Source organism: Alkalicoccobacillus murimartini (assembly GCF_030813245.1).
GTDB classification, from domain to species: domain Bacteria; phylum Bacillota; class Bacilli; order Bacillales; family Bacillaceae_D; genus Alkalicoccobacillus; species Alkalicoccobacillus murimartini.
Genome location: NZ_JAUSUA010000001.1, coordinates 432032 through 452376 on the forward strand (window position 1 = coordinate 432032; position 20345 = coordinate 452376).

The 20345-nt window shown below is 37.7% G+C and carries 19 protein-coding genes; 17 read left to right on the forward strand and 2 right to left on the reverse strand.

Features of this window, described 5'->3' with window-relative positions; all coding sequences use genetic code 11:
• The first annotated feature begins 14 nt into the window (after positions 1–14).
• The 11 genes from J2S05_RS02380 (at position 15) to J2S05_RS02430 (ending at position 10108) form a co-directional block, all read left to right on the forward strand.
• On the forward strand, positions 15–551 hold the full coding sequence (locus J2S05_RS02380) for a GNAT family N-acetyltransferase (protein WP_306979536.1): 537 nt from the start codon (positions 15–17) through the stop codon (positions 549–551).
• 84 nt (positions 552–635) lie between these two features.
• Positions 636–1478: a DUF1835 domain-containing protein gene (locus J2S05_RS02385; RefSeq protein ID WP_306979538.1), complete on the forward strand. Its 843-nt coding sequence runs from the start codon at positions 636–638 to the stop codon at positions 1476–1478.
• Complete coding sequence (locus J2S05_RS02390; protein WP_306979540.1) at positions 1475–1945, forward strand: hypothetical protein; 471 nt, start codon at positions 1475–1477, stop codon at positions 1943–1945. The genes J2S05_RS02385 and J2S05_RS02390 overlap by 4 nt, the downstream gene beginning before the upstream one ends.
• Positions 1946–2010: 65 nt before the next feature.
• Positions 2011–2793 carry a sugar phosphate isomerase/epimerase family protein gene (locus tag J2S05_RS02395; protein WP_370873596.1) on the forward strand — a complete coding sequence of 261 codons (783 nt, stop codon included), beginning with the start codon at positions 2011–2013 and terminating at the stop codon, positions 2791–2793.
• 47 nt (positions 2794–2840) lie between these two features.
• Positions 2841–3542: a nucleotidyltransferase domain-containing protein gene (locus J2S05_RS02400; RefSeq protein ID WP_306981061.1), complete on the forward strand. Its 702-nt coding sequence runs from the start codon at positions 2841–2843 to the stop codon at positions 3540–3542.
• Positions 3543–3717: 175 nt separating this feature from the next.
• On the forward strand, positions 3718–5349 hold the full coding sequence (locus J2S05_RS02405; protein ID WP_306979545.1) for a hypothetical protein: 1632 nt from the start codon (positions 3718–3720) through the stop codon (positions 5347–5349).
• A gap of 177 nt (positions 5350–5526) precedes the next feature.
• Entirely contained in the window at positions 5527–6081 is a 555-nt protein-coding gene (locus tag J2S05_RS02410) for an RNA polymerase sigma factor (protein WP_306979547.1), read from the forward strand.
• Positions 6078–6824, forward strand: coding sequence for a hypothetical protein (locus J2S05_RS02415; RefSeq protein WP_306979549.1), 747 nt, complete (start codon positions 6078–6080; stop codon positions 6822–6824). Before J2S05_RS02410 ends, J2S05_RS02415 begins: the two co-directional genes overlap by 4 nt.
• 2 nt (positions 6825–6826) lie before the next feature.
• On the forward strand, positions 6827–7699 hold the full coding sequence (locus tag J2S05_RS02420; RefSeq protein WP_306979551.1) for an ABC transporter ATP-binding protein: 873 nt from the start codon (positions 6827–6829) through the stop codon (positions 7697–7699).
• On the forward strand, positions 7696–8955 hold the full coding sequence (locus J2S05_RS02425) for a hypothetical protein (RefSeq protein WP_306979553.1): 1260 nt from the start codon (positions 7696–7698) through the stop codon (positions 8953–8955). The genes J2S05_RS02420 and J2S05_RS02425 overlap by 4 nt, the downstream gene beginning before the upstream one ends.
• A gap of 10 nt (positions 8956–8965) precedes the next feature.
• Positions 8966–10108 carry a hypothetical protein gene (locus J2S05_RS02430; RefSeq protein ID WP_306979555.1) on the forward strand — a complete coding sequence of 381 codons (1143 nt, stop codon included), beginning with the start codon at positions 8966–8968 and terminating at the stop codon, positions 10106–10108.
• Positions 10109–10150: 42 nt separating this feature from the next.
• Here the strand turns inward: J2S05_RS02430 and J2S05_RS02435 are convergent, their stop codons facing one another.
• Positions 10151–11317 carry a DUF418 domain-containing protein gene (locus J2S05_RS02435; RefSeq protein WP_306979557.1) on the reverse strand — a complete coding sequence of 389 codons (1167 nt, stop codon included), beginning with the start codon at positions 11315–11317 and terminating at the stop codon, positions 10151–10153.
• 199 nt (positions 11318–11516) lie between these two features.
• On the opposite strand from J2S05_RS02435, the gene J2S05_RS02440 reads away from it, so the two are divergent.
• The gene (locus tag J2S05_RS02440) at positions 11517–12407 is read left to right on the forward strand and encodes a TetR/AcrR family transcriptional regulator (RefSeq protein WP_306979559.1); all 891 of its coding nucleotides are present in this window, start codon (positions 11517–11519) and stop codon (positions 12405–12407) included.
• Positions 12408–12431: 24 nt separating this feature from the next.
• Here the strand turns inward: J2S05_RS02440 and J2S05_RS02445 are convergent, their stop codons facing one another.
• A complete protein-coding gene (locus J2S05_RS02445) occupies positions 12432–13112 on the reverse strand; it encodes a YdcF family protein (RefSeq protein WP_306979561.1) in 681 nt (226 codons plus the stop codon).
• 401 nt (positions 13113–13513) lie between these two features.
• Here J2S05_RS02445 and nirB point away from each other — a divergent pair, with 401 nt between their 5' ends.
• From nirB to J2S05_RS02470, 5 genes are all read left to right on the forward strand, one after another.
• The gene (nirB, locus tag J2S05_RS02450; RefSeq protein ID WP_306979563.1) at positions 13514–15856 is read left to right on the forward strand and encodes a nitrite reductase large subunit NirB; all 2343 of its coding nucleotides are present in this window, start codon (positions 13514–13516) and stop codon (positions 15854–15856) included.
• Positions 15857–15883: 27 nt separating this feature from the next.
• Positions 15884–18028, forward strand: coding sequence for an assimilatory nitrate reductase catalytic subunit NasC (gene nasC, locus J2S05_RS02455; RefSeq protein WP_306979564.1), 2145 nt, complete (start codon positions 15884–15886; stop codon positions 18026–18028).
• Positions 18029–18052: 24 nt separating this feature from the next.
• Entirely contained in the window at positions 18053–19267 is a 1215-nt protein-coding gene (locus J2S05_RS02460; protein ID WP_306979566.1) for a nitrate/nitrite transporter, read from the forward strand.
• A gap of 149 nt (positions 19268–19416) precedes the next feature.
• A complete protein-coding gene (locus J2S05_RS02465; RefSeq protein WP_306979568.1) occupies positions 19417–19887 on the forward strand; it encodes a winged helix-turn-helix domain-containing protein in 471 nt (156 codons plus the stop codon).
• Positions 19888–19922: 35 nt separating this feature from the next.
• Positions 19923–20330 carry a cytidine deaminase gene (locus J2S05_RS02470; RefSeq protein WP_306979570.1) on the forward strand — a complete coding sequence of 136 codons (408 nt, stop codon included), beginning with the start codon at positions 19923–19925 and terminating at the stop codon, positions 20328–20330.
• Positions 20331–20345: the final 15 nt, after the last annotated feature.

Here is a 20345-nt window from a genome sequence, read left to right on the forward strand (position 1 = left end):
AGTGAGGGTTCAATTTGGAAAGAGTTAAAATAAGGCGACCGCTAAACTCTGATAGACAAGAGATTCATAATCTTTTTAAAGATGTCATCAAAGACACGTTTGCAAGAGAGGGCCTTTCCAAACTTGTTGATGATCAACAAGAAGAACTAAAAACAAAAATTCAATATCTAAAAAGCGATTTAGAAAATTGCAAAGAAAAGCGTCGATTTCTACTTGCGATAGATAATGCAAAAGGTAAAATCATCGGAACGATAGAATATGGGAAACCGAATGAACTCATCCAAAATATAATAAATGAAGATCTGGCCAAATACCCTGAGATTGGCACTATATTCGTTCTTCCCACATTTCAAGGAAATCATATAGGGTCTAAATTAATTGAATCTATAATCAAAGACATAAATAATTATGATTTCCACGGGTATTGTTTAGACAGTGGATATAGACGATCACAACTCATTTGGACAAAAAAATTTGGAGCTCCTAATTATGTTTTGAATAATTATTGGGGAGAAGCAAATCACCATATGGTATGGAAGAAAGACTTGTAGTGATTCGAGAAGCAAATCTACTAACTCATGTGGTGAGTTATGGAACCATTCCTAATTAAAATGATCAAAAAAGGAGACAACATCATGCCACAACCAACTAGTCATACTTACCATATTGCTATGACAGAGACCATTGCTGGAAGTCTTAGATACGGTTTTAAAGGAGCAGGTCGAGCAAATCATACATTTATTGCTTTTGATGATTATTTTGCTTATGGTCCGATTTGGAATCTTCATGAAAAAGCAGGTGTCATAGCACGTTACAAATGGATGGAACGAATGCGATATAGTACTAGCTATAAGCAGGGCTACACAAGGTTTTATGAAACTCAGAACGATATTCAACAAATTCCAGCAGGTTCAGATGTAATGATTTGGACAGGAAATAATGCAACGGAGCAGGTTGGTTATTTGTTTGCCATGTATCTATTAAAAAATCATACTTCAAATGTTAGAAGTATAAATACATCAGATTATTATCACGAGCTTTTTCCGCAAATGCGTGATGAGCAATTTTATCCACAAATAAGCTCAGAAATATTGCCTGAGCAGCTGCGAATGATGTTTGCAGAGCATAAATTAGATTCAATCGCTATAGAAATCAGGAAGAAACTTGAAGATGAATGGCTGAGGAGATCTGAATCAGAAGATGTACTCAGAGTCTGGAGAGAAAATTCATTGTTGAATGTACCAGAAGATGCACTGGACGAAGACATCTTAAACATAGCTTGGTTATTACATCATGAAAATGATCAGGAAGAATTTATGAAAGCAATTAAATTAATTGCTCATGCGGTAGGTGAATTCGATCAATTACCTAGTGATACATTTATCGAATATCGGATAAAAGCGCTTATTCATCAAGGTAAGCTGTTAATGAGAGGAACATATCATCAAATGTGGACGTACGAAGTGATGCCTTTATGACTGAACTGGAGAGATCTATTTTATCTGCCAATTATGATTCAGCTGAGTTACTTTATCGTGAGATGAGCTTTGATACGTTTTCGAGTACAATGATTGTGGGTGCATTTGATCAACCATCATTTAGTTATTATACTTTTCTTGCTAGTTTACTTATCAAACAAGAAGAGGTAAGGATTCACCATTTGGCAGTAGAATTGCTTATTCTTCCTCTATGCCACATAGAAGGAGCCTACTTTTCAGCACTTTACCATGTGAGAAAAATCCTATATTTAACGAATGGTAAGGATTTAGCAGGCATGGAAATGTTACTTTTCTTAAGTGAAGTTCCTGATCAGGTAGTGGCGAAAGAAGAAGCTTCTCAAGTTGCGCAGGTACTTCTTACGTTGGATCATTCAAATCAAATAGCACGTGAGTATGTAAAAAGTTTAAAGACACAAGAAAAAAAGAATAGAAGGCGACCATTTTAAAAACAGTAAATGAACTGACCATACTATCTGAATTTTGTTAATCTATGATAAAGGAGATGTTCAAATTGATCAAAACTGGTGTATGTTCCGTGACCTTCCGAAAAGAGTCAGTTGATACAATTATAAAGAGAACAAAGCAGGCGAATTTAGATGGCATTGAATGGGCTGCTGATGTACATGTTCAGCCTGGAGATAGCCAGCAAGCAGAATGTGTAGCTAAAGAGATGAAGGAAGCTGGTCTAGAGGTGTTGTCTTACGGTTCGTATTATCGTGCGGGAGCTACGGAGAATGGCAACTCGTTTGAAACGATTCTGAAAACAGCTAAACAGCTTGGAGCCCCATCTATTAGAATATGGGCGGGAATAAAGGGATCTGAAGAAGCATCTGAGAAAGATCGACAACAAGTAACAGCTGACATTCAACGTATTGCTGAGCTAGCTCAAGCACAAAAAATTGCTGTACATATTGAGTATCATGGTGGAACACTTACCGATACAAGTGAAAGTGCCAAACAATTAGTAGAGGATATTAATCATAATAACGTTAAGCTGTATTGGCAACCAGCTGTTGGTATAGAAGTATCAGAACGAGTAAAAGACATCCAAGTAGTAAAACCATTCTTAAAGCATGTTCATGTTTTTTATTGGAAAGAACAGGATAGGCTTCCTTTAGCAGAGGGAGTGGGGGCCTGGAGACAATACTTGCATCATCTTCACTTAAAAGATCCTCATGAAGACCAGCATTTTCTATTAGAGTTTGTCCAGGATGAAGATCCCGAGCAGTTTCAAGAGGATGCACAGGTGCTCTTGGAGCTTATATCAGAATTCGAATTGAGAGCGCATTCATAAAATTTGATGTGTAAGAAGAGGTGAATGTAATGAGTGAACTGAATAAGCTGAGCCCGATCAAGGCAGCAGAACAATTTATCAATGACTATTTTCGAGATTGTCAAGGAGCTTTGTTAGCAGGTAGTGTTGTTAGAGGTGAGGCAACAGAAACCTCAGATCTTGATATCGTGATATTTGATAAACATCTTACATCATCTTATAGACAGTCGTTAGTGAAATATGATTGGGCGATAGAGATCTTTGTTCATAGTCCAACCTCTTATAAACATTTTTTTAAATTGGATTTTGAACTAGCGAGACCATCTATGCAAAGAATGGTCTCGGAAGGAATAGTCATAAAAGATGATGAAATCCTTGCATCGATAAAACAAGAAGCTACGGATCAATTAAATAAGGGACCTGAAGAATGGTCAATAGAAACAATAGATACAAAACGTTACTTTATTACGGATGCATTAGATGATTTTATAGGTTGCTCTAATCGAGTTGAGGAATTATTTATAGCTAATACACTTGCTGAGTTAGTAAGCGAATTTGTTCTAAGAACTAACAAACAATGGACTGGTGCATCAAAATGGGTGATTCGTTCATTGAGAAACTATGATGGGGTGTTCACTGATCAATTTGTCAAGGCGTTTGATATGTTTTATAAAAACGGAGACAAAAATCTAGTAATCCATCTAGTCGATAAAACATTGGAGCCATTTGGAGGTCGATTGTTTGATGGCTTTTCACTAGGTAAAAACTAAATTAAAAGCGGGCAATAACTGTGATTAAACGGCTATGATAAGGTAGTCGTTTTTAAATGACCTGAAAAATATAAGCTGAAACGCTCTGCTAACTTCGCACGTATACTAGTTTGACCATTTGATTCGTTTTTATAAGATTAGTTAATTGGAAAATAATCGTTTAGGAGATTAGTTGATGAGGCAATTAAAACCACAAAAAGGGAAATCAATTGTGATTCCTTTAGGCGGCATTCTGGTTATGATCCCTGTAATTATTTTAAGTGTCATACTTATTATTGGTTTGGTTCAATACAATCCAAATCTTGAGCAAGCGGATGCATTAATAGAAGAGGCTCAGCTATCACAACAACAAGCAGAATCGATTGATCAATATTTTCTCTTACCTAATGGTCATGCGCTTTCAGTCTCGTATGAGCATGAAGAGATGATGCTTCACGAGATTGATCCAAAGACAAGTACGCTCATTCATTCTGAAAAATTAGATACTGATATCTTTAATCGTTTATTTACTTCTTATCAACAAGATGGATTAGTTTTGATCACAAAAGCAGCAAAGGATCATAGACTATTAGCCTATTATTATGAAAGTGGGCAAGGCTTGGTTACATTAGATATTCCAGAAACAAAAGTAGATGGTTTTCTAGAAAATCATGTTCTTGTATCGGGAAATTCAATATACATAACAGGTCTCGATGATTCAAATACCCATCTTGCTTTTATGATTAATAATACTACATTCGAGAACATCCCACTTATGGATGATGAACGAATAGTTGATCTAGTGGAGGTTGCTTTCTATAAAATTGGTTCGTTTAAGAACTTACAGCCAGCATTGGAGCTGACACTTTATGATCGATCTTCATACATCATGAGCTTATCAGATAATGTAGATGAAAGGTTTCTAGTCTCTGCCTCTAATTCACAGTGGGAAACGGAGCAGAAGCTGTGGTCTCATTATTACCAATCAGGTGATGCTGCCATGCGATTGGATGGTGAGAAGTTTGCTCAATTTGATTTACTAACTGGTCGTTATATAAATGATATTGAAACACCACAGCTTATCTATTATCCAGAGTTGTTTCCGCTTGGTGAGGACCATACGCTAGCTCTTGGTCGAGAGTCGGTGAATGAAACAGCTCCAATGATTGGATACCTTTATAATCGATCTGGTGAAAAGCTTCAAGCAGATCTAACACCACAGCTACAAGAGGTTACCTCACAGATTCTTTTCACAAAGCCGGTCTTCTCAGCTCAACTAGTAGATGATAACCTGTATCTTTCTTCATCGGACCAAGCTAGTGTCATCAACATCAAAGAGCAAAAGATAAACTACGTAACAGATTTCACATTTCAACAAACATTTTCGAATGTAGCTTATGAAAAAGAAAAGCAGGCAGAACAGCTAATAAACGAAGGTAGCACATTTTCATTAGACAAAGTGGTAGCGTACGTAAAAGATGATGAAGCTGTTCAAGTAATGGGAATTTTTATGATGATGTGGATTGCCGTACCATTAGCTATTATTCTTATCATTACTCATTTGATGAAACGCAAGTCCCGTAAAATACAAAAGATTTATGATAGTGGGGGCGTGGTGGTGCAAGCGACAATCCTTCAATTAAGACAAACTGGTCTATTTATTAATGAACAGCCTCAGGTCCTCATGCGTGTTCAATTTGTTCATCTAAACAAGAAAATGGAACAAGAAATAAAAAAAGTTGTTAATCTCATTTCACCACCTAAACTAGGAGATACAATTGAATTGTTATATGACCCAAGGAATGAGAAGGTTTATGTGATTGATTAAATGCCTTCTACAATTAGATGATTAATTATAACCCGAACAATGGACGATACAGTTCATATTCGGGTTATTTTTATATAAAAAGAAAAAATTGAATGAATGTAAAACTATTTGATCTTACTTTTCGCATATAAAGGTGAGAGGCAATTAAGCGTTAGTCAGCTGGAGGATACATAAAGAATGAGTCTATCAGAAACCAAATTAATCAAACGAATAGTAAGGAAGAACGATAAGCAGGCAGCAAATGAATTAGTGCATCTACATTATCAATCTGTGTATTCCTATGTCTATAAACAGACAATGGACAAAGAGCTAGCGATGGATCTAACACAAGAAATATTCATACAAATGCTTGGCTCCTTACATTCATTTGATGTCGGAAAAGCCTCATTCACAACTTGGCTCTATCGTATAGCTACTTATCGCTCAATTGATTACTTTCGTTCAAGATATCATAAATATGAGAAGCATCGAGTTGAAGTCCAAGAGCATATGTTTAGTGACCTTGAAGATACGGCTCTGTTGATTGAACGTAAGGAAGAGGCAGAAGCATTAAGTACTTTAATTTCTTCATTAGATACTACTTCAAATCAAATTGTCAGGTTGAAATCATTTGCTGACGCAACATTTTCAGAAGTAGCTGCCTCACTTGAGATGAAGGAGTCTACAGTTAAAACGAAGTACTATGCAGCACTAAGAGAGATGAAAAAAAGATGGGAGGAGCATCTATATTGAAATTTAACGTTGATTATCCTAACGAAGAAGAAGTGAAAAATCATATTACTCAAATTGTTAATGCTGGTATGCCTGAAAAAGAAAACTTTATAGATCGTCTTTTTAGGATGTATAGACATGTTGGTTTTGGTCACCTGTTCAAAGATAAAACAGAGATTATCTTTCTTGCCATCATTGGGTTTTTGGTTATGTGTTTTTTATCTTTATCCCTTACACACAAACAGTTTTCAGATAGCGTATATATTTTTATTTTCACAATTTCTCCTTGTATCTACTTCATACTAGCTTTAAGAAGTTTTGTACACAAGTTTAATAAGAAAGCGGAGATTGAGCATACAACAAAATACAGTTTTACTCAGATGTCGGCTTTTCGTATGTTGGTCTTTAGCATTTTTTCATTCCTACTAAATACAACATTCATTGCATTAATTTCTTTATTTATCACTGAAATTAGTATCCTTAGAGCGTTCCTCGTTATGAGTTGTTCATTATTGTTTTTTTCGGTGTTATTTCTTTTTATTTTTAAACACTCAACTAAATCATGGGTCCAATCATATGGGTTAGGATTGGTTTGGATATTTGGGAATATAGTACTTTATTACATAAATCCTAATGGCTTTAAAGTCATCCTTCTGCAGATCCCATTGTTTGGTTATATGGTTATTAGTTTGATTGGTTTTATATTATTATTCAGAGCAATTCAATCCTTATTTTTCTACAACATTCACAAGGAAGTGGGTTAATCATGTTAACTGTTCAGAATGTTACTAAAACATATAGAGAGACTACCGTTTTAGAGGATGTATCTCTTGAATTTGAAAATGGAGTTTATGGTTTATTGGCACCGAATGGGGCGGGAAAAACAACACTTATAAAAATGCTAGCAACTCTCATTTTTCCAACAAAAGGGGAAATTCTTTATAACGGTCGTGAAATTATCTCAATGGGAGAATCCTACCGCGATATGCTTGGTTATTTACCTCAACAATTTGGCTATTATCGCAATGAGTCAGCCACTCAGTATTTGTTATATATTGCTGCTTTAAAAGGACTTAGTAGGAAGGTAGCAAAGCAAAAGGTAGAAGAACTATTAAAACTAGTTGCACTTGAAGATGTAGGGCGCAAAAAGCTAAAAGCATTTTCAGGTGGCATGATACAGCGTGTTGGTATTGCTCAAGCTTTACTTAATGACCCGAAGCTTCTCATTCTTGATGAACCTACTGCAGGTTTAGATCCAAAGGAAAGAGCTCGATTCCGTAGCCTAATCTCAAAATTATCTCGTGATCGTATCGTGATCTTATCTACCCATATTGTGGCAGATGTTGAATCTATTGCGAGAGAGATCATTATGATTAAGGATCACAAACTATTATACAAAAAATCTGTCTCCTCATTATGTGAAACACTTGATGGCAAAGTCTTTGAAGTACGGCTATCTCATGAGGAGTATTCTCATTTTATAAATCATTATTTGGTTCTCAGTGAAAGGCAACTTGATGGAAGAGTTTCTGTTCGGTTTTACAGTGAGGATGAAACATGTGGTAAGTGGTTACCTGTTAAGCCTCAGCTTGAGGATGTATTTTTAACCATCTATAGAGACGTGGGTCAAGGAGAATGATAAATGTTGAACTCTTAAAGATTATACGATCCCCCGTTGTTATAGGATTATTTATTATAGCATTGCTTCTAAATGTACTTATTATTTCAGCTAATTGGTATATACAGGATGATGTACGAGTTGTTAGCAATCTTGCTGATGAAACTGGGTACCAAATAAATGATACTTTTATGAAGCAAGCAGATCTTAAATTGAAAGATCAAACTGAACAAATTAATGAAATTGTTTCACCAATTATAGGTAAAGAGATCGAAAGTGTATTTGAAATAGATCAAACATTACGAGAAGGTCATTTCCTTGATCAATTTAATGACGATGAGTTTACATTAATCTATGAAACTTCGCTGATTGCAACTTATTTAGAGCTTATACCTGAATTGGACCTCGCATATCAAGAGCTTACTCTTACAGATTTTCTAAAGGTTCAAAGTCGTACTAACGGACTAACGGATAAACAAGAAGCGATACTTCAGGATACCTTTACACAATACGAACCACGGTTTAGCGAGATTAAAGAGACAAAGGAGTATAAATCTCTATATGTTCTAAATGAATATCAGATGCACGAGAATTTATATCGAACGTTATGGGTGGCGCTATTATTTGAACTCTTATTAATAGGTGTGTTAATCACAGCTTTTTCTATGAAGTACGAATTTGAACAGCGTACACACCTTCATACATATGCAACAAAAAGAGGTAGAAAGCTTATGGTTGACAAAGCCTTTGCTTCATTAACTGCTGTTGTTCTTGTTTCTAGCATCTTAATCATCTCCACAGTATTGATATACGCCGTGTCTGTACCAATGGGAGATTTGTGGCATACACCAGTCACTTCTTTTTTTAACTGGAATTCATCTATGAATTATCCATACTTTACATGGTGGAATCTATCTGTGTGGCAATTTCTAGTGTTAGGTATTGCTGTAACTATTTGTTTACAGCTTATCTTTTCTGTAATTACTGTGGTTTTCTCAATATTTATAAAACATACCTATATGATCGTACTACTTAAACTTCTGTTTGTAGGATTGATGATTGTTACTCCATTCGTTCTGTCATTAGAAGGATGGGGGTATTACGCTCTTTTTTACCAACCTTATTGGTTACTATTTAATCCCCATATGTGGTTCACGATTAATTTTGCCCCGTTAAGTAGTGAAACAGCAGAATTAATGATCATCTTAATTTGGGCTTTGGCTGGAGTAATAGCGGTGACTATCGGGTTGGAAAGATTTAAAAGACAGGATATATAGGAGGTTTAATGTGATTATTTTCTTTCAAGAATTAAAGCGAATTTTTAATTGGAAGCTACTAATTCTGCTCGTTCCTGTTACGTTTATCATCTATTTTCTCTTTATTGAGTGGGAAGTGAAATACTTTCCAAATGGTCGTCCTGCTGGTGATATCGATTTACTTACACGCGAAATGGTTAGTAATTATGATCCGGCGTATGTAACGGAAGATGATCTTCAGGATTTTGAAGCAAAGCATAAAAATGATATTAGTCGCGCAGATGAATTTATAAAAAATGATCAAAGAGCACAAGACCTTGGAGTTTCAAGCTATTCAGAGGTATGGAATGGTCGTGATGATGAACAAATTGATTCTTTTTACACAGATATTATATTTAATGATAATCATGAAGCTCAGGATTTATTTTGGAGGATCGAAGCAGGAGAATACATTGTAGAGAGTGGGCAAGATTTCACTTACTTCTTGGAAAATTCTAAAAACGATCCGCGTACAAAAGAGCGTGTTACGGATATTCAAAATCAGGATGAACATATGTCTATTCTTCCAGATCATGTTCTGTCACATTTAAACCAATACATGATCCAAATCACTCGTTTAATTCTAGTAAGTTTATTAATAGTACTAGCTCCGGTTTTTATTCGCGATCGTAAGCAAAATTTATTAGAGCTTCAATACTCGAGCAAAGTAGGGCGGAAGACTTTTCTAATAAAAGCATCTGCAGTCTTAACGGCAGCTTTTATAATTATTACCGCATGGTTAATTATTTGGATAAGTGTCTATCTTCAGTTTGATACACTAGTTTTTGGTGAAGGACGGCTAAATTCCTATTTGAATTCTTCTCTTTTTTGGTACAACTTATCATTTAACAATTATTTCATTATCATGATCGTAGCTGTCTACCTTTTATGTCTGTGCTTTACGACATGGATCATCGTTGTTTCACGATTTTCGATTATGTATTTCACTCTACTGGGTATCTTGCTTCCTAGTTTGATACTGCTTATTACACAAGGTCAGCGTAGAATTATGACCAACTTTTTCAATCTAGAACACTGGCAGTATTTTACCCCCACCTTGTTCTTTACGATGATAGTTGTTGCACTTGGTATTCTAGTTTGGAGAATAAAAAGAGAAAAATCTATAGCTATCTAACAAGAAAAAACCATACTGAGATTAGTATGGTTTTTCCTGTATTTAATCTATTCCTTGCTTCTCTTCCCGAGGTTTACGATGAACAAGTTTTCGAAATAGGTGATCCATCGGTCCGTTTAATTGCTTTTTCTCAAGTATAGTGGCAATTAACAGAGCCAACAGCCAGATACCAAAAGCTACGGACCAGCTTACTGTTAATCCAAACGTCTCACCTAAATTAAGTGTATAGGTAGAAAGAAAGACAACGAGTAAGGCTTCGTTTAGCATGAAAAAGGTAAGAGATCGTTTACCAAGGGCTGTAATTGGACGGACAAACACTTCCTTCTGTACAAGCTTTGGACCGAGTAAGCCAAAGATGGCAGCGTAACTGACTCCGCCAATAATGCCGGTAATCATATGCAAGGAGAAGATCAATCCACTAAGCAGTGGGCTTAGCTCAATGATTCCATTGCTATACAGGGCTTGAGGGATTGCGCCTATCACTGAAATAGTTAGCCCTACGATCGCTACTTTTTTTAGAAATGGCTTATGGTCAGGTTGTTCATTTAAGAGTTTCTTTCTTCCTGCCCATATGCCTAATAGAATGGAAACGACAATAGGTAAGGCAAGGTTCCCAAGGAAGGGGCCACCAGTAATGAATTGTATAAATTGGCTGCTGAAATTTTCAAGATAGGAAGTGTGGGTAAGTTGAAGTGCATTTTCATTCTGTTGCATAACGGCCATACTTCCCCACATAACTGGTAAAATGACAACAAAGAGTGCTGAAATGATTGTAATCGCACGTATGAGAATTTTATCACTTTTAAAGATGAGCCATGTTATACATAACAATGCTGCTCCATAGATAGCTAGAATATCTTGGCCACCAACGATAACAGATAAGAAAAATCCAAAAATGAGTAAGTATAATGCGCGTCTATAAAGAGACATTTTGGCATCACGTGTTGTTCTATTTCTTTTAAGGTAACTTGCAACAATAAGGGTCAAGCCATAGCCGAAAAGAAAGGCAAACATGGGTCTTGCGCGGTTATCGACTACAAATACGGAGACATAATTTAAAAACGTATCCATTGAATGCATGCTTTCGGGACGACTGAGTAAGGTGCTACCTGCATACAAAGAGGCGTGAGCTAGTGCAACTAACAGCAGCATCATACCACGAGCTAAGTCTAATGAGATAAAACGTTTTGTGTTCAATGAGTGATTCATGTTGTGTGGACATTCCTTTCATACGATGAGATTAGACATGCTCGTTGTAGAAAACTATAATAGCACTAGTAAGATTTCATAGTCAGAAACTTCAGGGTACTATTGATACAAATGATATTTATGAACTGAGTACCTAATAGTACTATTATCACATGAGGCATTTTAGATCATGACAATCGATAGAAGGAGACTGATAGAAATGAAAAAAACACAGATTATCCATACAGCTTTTGAACTTTTTACGGAAAATGGATATGCTGCTACCAGCATCCAAGAAATAGTCAGCATTTGCAAAATGTCGAAAGCAACCTTCTATCATTATTTCTCTTCTAAAAAAGAGTTATTTTATGAACTGTTGCAGTTTCGGGATGAACTATTTGAAAGTCAATTGCAGGCATTAGATGATAAGTCAATCAGTTCAGAAGAGAAGTTTCACAAACAAACAGAATTATATTTAGAAACACTCTATGACAATAGAACGCTATTTCTTTTGGCGCCTTTTGTGATTGAACAGGAAGAATTCGTTGAATTAGAGCAAGGAATTAAGCGATTTAAAATAAAAACCTATAAACGAGTAGAGAGGATGATCGGAGGCGCATATCCAATAGAGAATGTATCTAATCGGTGGGACCTTGTTTTACTATATGATGCGCTAATAAGAGAATATATTGACATAGCTTCATATCAATCTGATCATCTAAATATTCCTCATGCGGCACATTGCGTGAACAACTATCTGGATCTTTTGGTGACAAAGCATGAGGATATAGAGCCGTTATTGTCCAGTCTGATAATGAAGGATTTTATTGAATCTAATGAAACGAGTTCAAAGGAGATTGAAAGTAGAGATCAATTGATTCATTTTCTATTCGTATTAGACGAAAAAGTAGGGAAGATAATGGGTTCAGAGACTGAAATAAATGCGTATAAAGCCAATTTGACTTTATTAAAAGATGAACTAAATCAGCTTGAACCGCGAGTGGCAGTTATTCAATCAATTTTAGCCTTAGTTAGTCAGCAAAAAGAACTTACAGATACAGTAGAGCGGATAAAAAGTCTTCTTAAAGTGGAAAGAGATATGGATCTCTAACAGGTGGATAGATTCGGCCCTAGATTAATTCCTTCTGTCGAGATAGTCTAACGTGTGTTCAGTTAATCCATGGATCTCCTGCTCTATAGGGAAGATCGCTCCTGATGAACCATAAGAAATAATTCTTAGATATTCACCAAAGACAAGAGATCGGCTTTGTTCTCGTTCATACCAGTTTGATCGAGTCATGATTGGCTCGTTATTGAAATTAGTGTCGAAGGGAAACGGTATACATTCGATGTGAGCAGGAAGATATTTTTTTAATGTAAGATACTGTCGTCCTGTCCCATAGCTTTTGCATACGAATAATAAGCGGTCTATTTTATCGAAGTCGAAAAGCATAAGAGCTTCTTGGACATTTTCTATAGAATGCCGAGACGTATTTTCATAATGAATGGCCTTTTCAGGTACTCCATACTTGATTAATTGTGAGGTGATAAATTCAGACTCTGTTTTATTCTCTTTTTTCCATTCAGAATGAGTGATTCCCCACGAACTTGATCCACCTGTAATAATCAGTGTCTCTGCAAATCCCTCATTATATGCTTTTAATGGGTAGATCCAATTTCCAGAGTGAGATCCTCCGAAGACAAAGATGGCATCACTTTTTTTAGGTGCAACCTCTTTATAAAAAGTAATGCTAGTCATTTCTTCTATCTGAGATCTAGTCAACGGTGGAACCGTTGGATATTTTGGAATGCCCATCACAGCTTACCCCCTTTAGTCATACTGAATTTTTTCATCTACTTCACCGTCTTGTTTATGAATAATTAGCTGTGTTCCCTTGCATGACAAACTCTCCTCATCTCTTTTTTTGATTTATATTCACTATTTCCGATTTTAAATTGTATAAACCACGATCTCATCTCTAAAGTGGACTAAATCGAAGCGATTTACTATTTCCGCAACGTAGCTAAATCAAGCAAAGAGACCTTCGTACTTTTGGCACAGTGTCTTAATCATAGTAAAGGACTAAAGCGTTACGATTCTCGCAGTTTTTGATAAAAACTATGTCACTTTATATAACATAATCGCCCAAGGGATTTAGTTGTCTCGATATGATTGAGAAAGATTGGATAGATTCTGAATATTTAAGGAGTTTACTCATGTCATTACAGAAAAAGAGACAACAACTAGTTTGGATTGGAAATGGAATGGCAGGCATGCGATCTGTTGAAGAGGTCATAGCTCTTTGTCCAGACTCCTTCGATCTAACGATTATAGGGGAAGAGCCTGTACGGAGCTACAATCGAATACTGCTGTCTTCTGTTCTGCAGGGGGATGAATCATTAGATCGTATCTATACTCAATCAGATGAGTGGTTTAAGGAGCATCATATTACGGTACACACAGGCGTAAAAGTCGAATGGATTGATACAAATAAGAAACGGATCAAGACAAACACTGACGTGTATATTCCTTACGATAAAGTCATCATTGCAACGGGATCTACTCCTTTTATTCTACCAGTTCTCGGAATTGAAAAGGAAGGAGTCACTGCGTTTCGAACAATAGAAGAGTGCAAAGAATTGCTGACTACTGCATCTTCTTATACGAAAGCCGTTGTGATTGGAGGAGGTTTGCTTGGTCTTGAAGCTGCTAAAGGATTAATCCATCTAGGTATGAAGGTAGATGTCGTTCATCGATCGTCCTGTATTATGGAACGACAATTAGATGAACCTGCTGCTAAGCTCCTACAGAAAGAATTAGAATCACAGGGAATGAATTTTCACTTAGGCAAAGAAACATCAGAATTAATAGGCGATCATCGAGTGAAAAAGGTCCTTTTTTCAGATGGAACCTCTGTTGAAGCCGATATTGTTGTTATGTCGGCAGGGGTAAGGCCTAATTGCGAACTAGCCATTAAAAGTGGGATTATGACAAACCGAGGGATTCTTGTAGATGATCGATTGCGAACGTCTGTCAACGATGTATATGCAGTTGGAGAATGTGTGGAACATCGAGGGACTGTATATGGAATGGTGAAACCTTTATATGAGCAAAGTAAAGTCCTTGCGCAAGAGCTTTGTGGGATAGAAGGTTTGCAATTTAGAGGGACAATTCTTGCGACACAATTAAAGATAGCAGGTGTTGATTTATTTTCAATCGGTGACATCACGACTAATGAAACGAGTAAAGCGATCTCTGTAATGGATGAGTTAAATGGTCACTATCGAAAGTTGATTTTTGAAGCAGATCGACTTTCAGGAGCTATTTTATATGGGAATACACTTGACCGTTCAAAGCTACAAGACCTTGTAGTGAAACAAACAGATCTAACTGATGAGGAGAAACAACAGCTACTGATTTCTCAAGGAAGTCAGACTGGACAAATTGGAGAGATGCCAGCATCACAATTAATTTGCCAGTGCAATGCAGTAACTAAAGCGGACATTATCAAAGCTGTTCAAGTGGAAAATTTGGAAAGTGTCGAAGAGATTAAGTCCTGTACAAAAGCTGCTAGCTCGTGTGGTGGGTGTAAACCAATCGTTTCTGACCTTCTTGCCTATATTCAAAGTGATGAATTTGAAGAAGTGGTAGAAGCTCCATTATCGTTGTGTAGCTGTACCAACCTAACAGAAGCAGAGGCAATAGAGAGTATCTATGAAAAAGAACTCAGCTCTTTATCAATGATCTTTAACGAGCTCTTATGGGATACAAGCGAAGGGTGTGAAGTCTGTAGGGAGACACTTTCTTATTACCTAGGTATGATGCACCCGAATTATCACTTGAAGCAACATATTCAGCATAATGCAATGAAACAGTCAGATGGTTTATATGCTGTTTTAGTAGGATGGGGCGACACGCATACTCAGGCTGAGCGCTTCAGTGATGTCTCACAACTACTCAAACAATACACGCATGTATCGGTTCATCCTACAAGTCATGACAAGCTTCAAGTTTCTGGGATTAGAAAACAGGAGCTTACGTCAGTTTGGAATCAGTTAAAACTCCCTGAGATCACGTTTTCAGGAAGTCGTTTGTGGATTCGTTCGCAAACTGACATGAGTCAATGTGGTTGTATACAGGATGTGGCTAGGGAGCTGTCTTTGAAATTACATGAGCGCTTTCAATTTCTACAAATGCCAGCTGAAACAGTCCTAACCATTCACGCCTGTTCTCACGGGAAATTTGATGGAGATTTATTATTAATACAAACGGCTGTTGGCTGGGAGGTCTATATAGGAGGACAGGAGGATACACAGCTTTTTTATGTTATGCCTAGTCAATTAGAGCTGATGGAGGCTGTCAGTGTCTTGTTGCAATATTATCGCCAAACAGCTAGTTATCGTGAAGTGATGGTTAGTTGGCTAAACCGAATAGGCATGGTCCATGTAAGGGAAGTCGTTTTCGATGCTGGTTGTCGTAATGACCTATTACATGAATTAGATGAAACGCGTAGAAGAAATGCAGAGACTTTTCAGCTAGATCAAAAAGAACCTGTTTAAAAGAAGAGAGTATGGGAGTGGATGAATGTGGCAGATATGCTGTTAAGCTACTTTCGAGAGAAACAGAAACAGACTCAAAAAGAAAAAGTAAGTGATACCCAATGCCCTTTCTGTAGTGTTCAATGCCGAATGCAATTAGTAGAACAAACAAGTGTGACAAGAAAAACCTATCGAACGGTTGGACTCGATAATCCAACCTCAAAGGGACGACTTTGTATTAAAGGATTACATGCCCATCAGCATGCCTTTCATAAAGATCGCCTCACTCAACCGTTAATGAAACGGAACGGTGAATTTGTTCCTGTAAGCTGGGATAAGGCTCTATCTTATATTGCTGAACAAATTCAACGTATTCAGAAAGAAGACGGAAAGAATGCGATGTCCGTGTATGGAAGTGCATCAATTACCAATGAAGAGGCTTACTTAATGGGTAAGTTTGCACGAGTGGGACTTGAGACAAAATATATTGATTACAACGGGCGGTTGTGTATGTCTGCTGCTGCATCAGCCGGTGCACTAACATTTGGAATGGATCGAGGGCTAACTAATAAACTTGATGAAATCTCTTATTCTGAATGTATTATTCTCGCTGGTACAAACATTGCAGAGTGTCAGCCTACGATTATGCCTTATTTTGAGCAAGCGAAAGAAAACGGGGCCTTTATTATTGCGATTGACCCTCGCGAAACCGCAACAACTAAAGTAGCTGACCTGCATTTGAAGCTAAAACCTGGAACGGATGCAGCTCTAGCAAATGGCATTCTTAAAATAATAGTAGATGAGAATTTAACTGATCAGGTGTTTATTCAAAAAAGAGCAAATGGATTTGAAGAGGTTAGAGAGCACCTTGCTGGGTTATCTCTTTCAGAAATTGAAGAGAAAACAGGCGTGGCCCTTAAGGATATTCGCAGAGCAGCCATTTCTTTCGGTAAAAAAGCAACAGGTATGATTCTAACGGCACGAGGGGTAGAACAGCAGACGGATGGATCGATTGCTGTGCGTAATTTCCTAAATATTCTGATTGCAACAGGGAAGATCGGTAAGCCAGGCAGTGGGTATGGTGCCATTACTGGTCAGAGTAACGGTCAAGGCGCAAGAGAACATGGACAGAAGACAGATCAGCTACCGGGCTATCGTTCAATTGAAAACGAAGAACATCGTGCTCATGTCGCAAAGGTTTGGGGAGTCGAGCCAGATCGATTACCTAGAAAAGGTGTATCGGCTTTTGAGATGATTCAGAAGATGGATCAAGGCGAGATAAAAGGGTTGTTTCTCTTATGCTCTAATCCGATTGTCTCTAATCCAAATGCTCGATTTGTCAAAAAAGCATTAAGTAAATTGAAGTTCCTTGTAGCTGTTGATTTGTTTGTATCAGAGACTGCCAAGCTAGCTGATGTGATTCTACCTACAACCTCATATCTAGAGGATGAAGGGACGATGACCAATTTAGAAGGTAGAGTGACTTTACGTGAAGCGAGTAAATCAGCTCTAGGTGAAGCAAGACATGACTGGCAAATAATCTGTGATGTTGCGAATGCGTTAGGCAAGGAGCAATATTTTTCGTATTCCTGTGCTGAAGATATCTTTAATGAGCTTAGACAAGCAAGTAAGGGTGGAACAGCAGATTATTATGGTATCACGTATGAAAGGCTTCGTGGTAAAGAGGGAATACTTTGGCCATGTCCAACGCTTGATCATCCAGGGACTGGGCGTTTATTTGAACAGTCTTTTGCTCATCCAGATGGGCGTGCCGAGATGACCGTTGTTCCAAATGAACCTGCTATACAAAAAGAGAAGCCTTGTGATGAATACCCGCTTTATCTTACGACTGGGAGAGTCATGGCCCATTACTTGACGGGTGTTCAAACAAGAAAAAGCTCCTCCTTATCGGCTCGACATTTTGAATCGTTTATGGAAATTCATCCCGAGACAGCTAAAAACCTTGGTATTTCAGATCAAACACTTGTCCAAATCACCTCTAGACGTGGCTCTATCATCGTTCGCAGTAGGTGGTCTACTCAAATAAGAACCGATACAGTCTTTGTACCTTTTCATTGGGATGAATCACAAAATGTGAACAGACTTGTAGAAGACAAACTTGATCCAACCTGTAGAATGCCGGGATTTAAAGTAAGTGCGGTTCAAGTAGAAGCACTAGATAACGTACGCTGATTTTTATACCGAGGAGTGAGAGAGATGAAACTATCCGATCTACGTAAAAGTGGCCATGCGCCTTCATTATTTTCTGCCTTCTTATATTTTGATATTAGCTTTATGATTTGGGTGCTGCTTGGAGCACTAGGGGTTTATATTACAAATGACTTTGGTTTATCGGCCTCTCAACTTGGATTAATTGTCGCCATCCCTATACTTACTGGTTCATTTTTTAGGATTATCATGGGTGTGTTAACGGATCGATTTGGACCAAAGAAAACAAGTATTGGTGGAATGATTGTAACGATGATTCCATTACTATGGGGGTGGTTGCTTGGTACATCCATAACCGAGCTCTACTTGATTGGAATTCTTCTAGGTGTGGCTGGGGCGAGCTTCTCGGCATCATTACCTATGGCAAGCCGCTGGTATCCTCCTGAATTACAAGGACTCGCTATGGGTATCGCTGGCGCTGGGAACAGTGGTACATTATTAGCTACTTTATTTGGTCCGCGTCTTGCTGAAGTAGTCGGTTGGAATGGAGTGATGGGTCTCGCTTTAATTCCGCTTTCTCTTGTATTGCTCTCATATACACTAATGGCTAAGGAACCACCAAACCAGCCAAAACCAAAACCACTCAAAGAATATTTTGCTGTATTCAAAGAACGTGATACATGGTTTTTCTGTCTACTTTACAGTGTAACCTTCGGAGGATTCGTTGGACTAGCTAGCTTTCTAAGTTATTTCTTTGTTAGTCAGTATACATTATCTCCAGTACGAGCTGGAGAGTTCGTTACAATTGTTGTCGCTGCGGGTAGCTTCCTTCGACCTGTTGGTGGGTTAATCTCAGATAAGATTGGTGGGGCGAAACTGCTTTATTTCTTATTTATTGGCATGACCATCTGTATGCTGACTGTCAGCATGTTACCACCTCTGATCTTAGTAACAGTCGCTTTATTTATTGGAATGGGTTGCCTAGGAATGGGAAATGGAGCTGTCTTCCAGCTTGTTCCGCAACGATTTCAAAAGGAGATCGGAATGGTTACAGGCATTGTTGGGGCAGCTGGAGGGATCGGTGGATTTTTCCTTCCAAACATTCTTGGATTACTAAGAGATTGGACAGGGACGTATGCCAGCGGGTTCATTGTATTCGCTATGGTAACTCTTCTATCTGTAGGTGTTCTTGCATTAGCACAAGCATCTTGGCGAAAGGAATGGCGTGTGAAGAACCCATCTAAAAAAGCAGTACAGTTATAATAAGGTAATGAAAAACGAGACGATATGGATCTTTCGTCTCGTTTTTTGATGTGCTGGTTTCGTTTAGAGTGAGGACTTTCTTTTTGTTTTATCGTCCTTAAAGGTATAATAGAAGCAAACCCAGTGCTAGGAAAAAAGGTGTGATCTGTGTGAAGTTTGAAAATCGCAAATCGATGTCCGTTACTTTGCAACAACAAAAATTAATCTCTACCCCCTTACGCTCACAAATTATCCTTCTGCTTGCAGAAAAAAATATGACGGCTAAACAGGTAGCAGACTCATTAGGAAAAACAGCTGGCAGCATCCATTATCATATCCAGCAGTTATATAAAGGTGACATTCTAGAAATTGCAGAAACCAAAGAAAATAAAGGAATTATCGAAAAATATTATCGCTCAAAGGCAATCGAATTTCATTTAGACCAAAATAAGGGGAATGAAGACGAAGCGAGTTTCAGATCAGCCTTTATTTCGTTAACTGATGATGAGCTTGAGGAATTTCATGAGGACATAAATCAGCTAATCTATAAGTATGTGAAATCAACCAGTACAGAAAGAGAACATAGTCACCCATATGAAGTTAGGTTTTCATTTCTTAAATCAAAGGATGCTGAAAAATAAGCGTGGCTTTATTGAATGGAATAGGGGAGAATACGATGAATCTTGAGAGAAAACTATTTGAAGCTGTCATGGAACTTATAGAGAAAAGATATCCATCAGGTTGGGGCGGGGCTGCTGCGGTTGCACTTGAAGATGGAAGTATTCTAACGAGTATTGCACCAGAAGTGATTAATGCTTCTACAGAGCTATGTATGGAGACAGGTGCCATTCTTGAAGCTCATAAGTTAAATAGAAAAGTAACTCATTCCTTATGTGTCGTTCGAGATACCGAGCAGGCAAAACCAAAAGTTTTGACCCCGTGTGGTGTATGCCAAGAACGACTTTTTTACTGGGGACCAGACGTCAAAGTAGCCGTTAGCCTGCCTGTTGAACCGATCGAATATAAAACATTGTCAGAGGTGCAACCATTTCACTGGTCAAAGGCGTATGGTGAAGAATTGTAGAACTTTCGTTAAGAA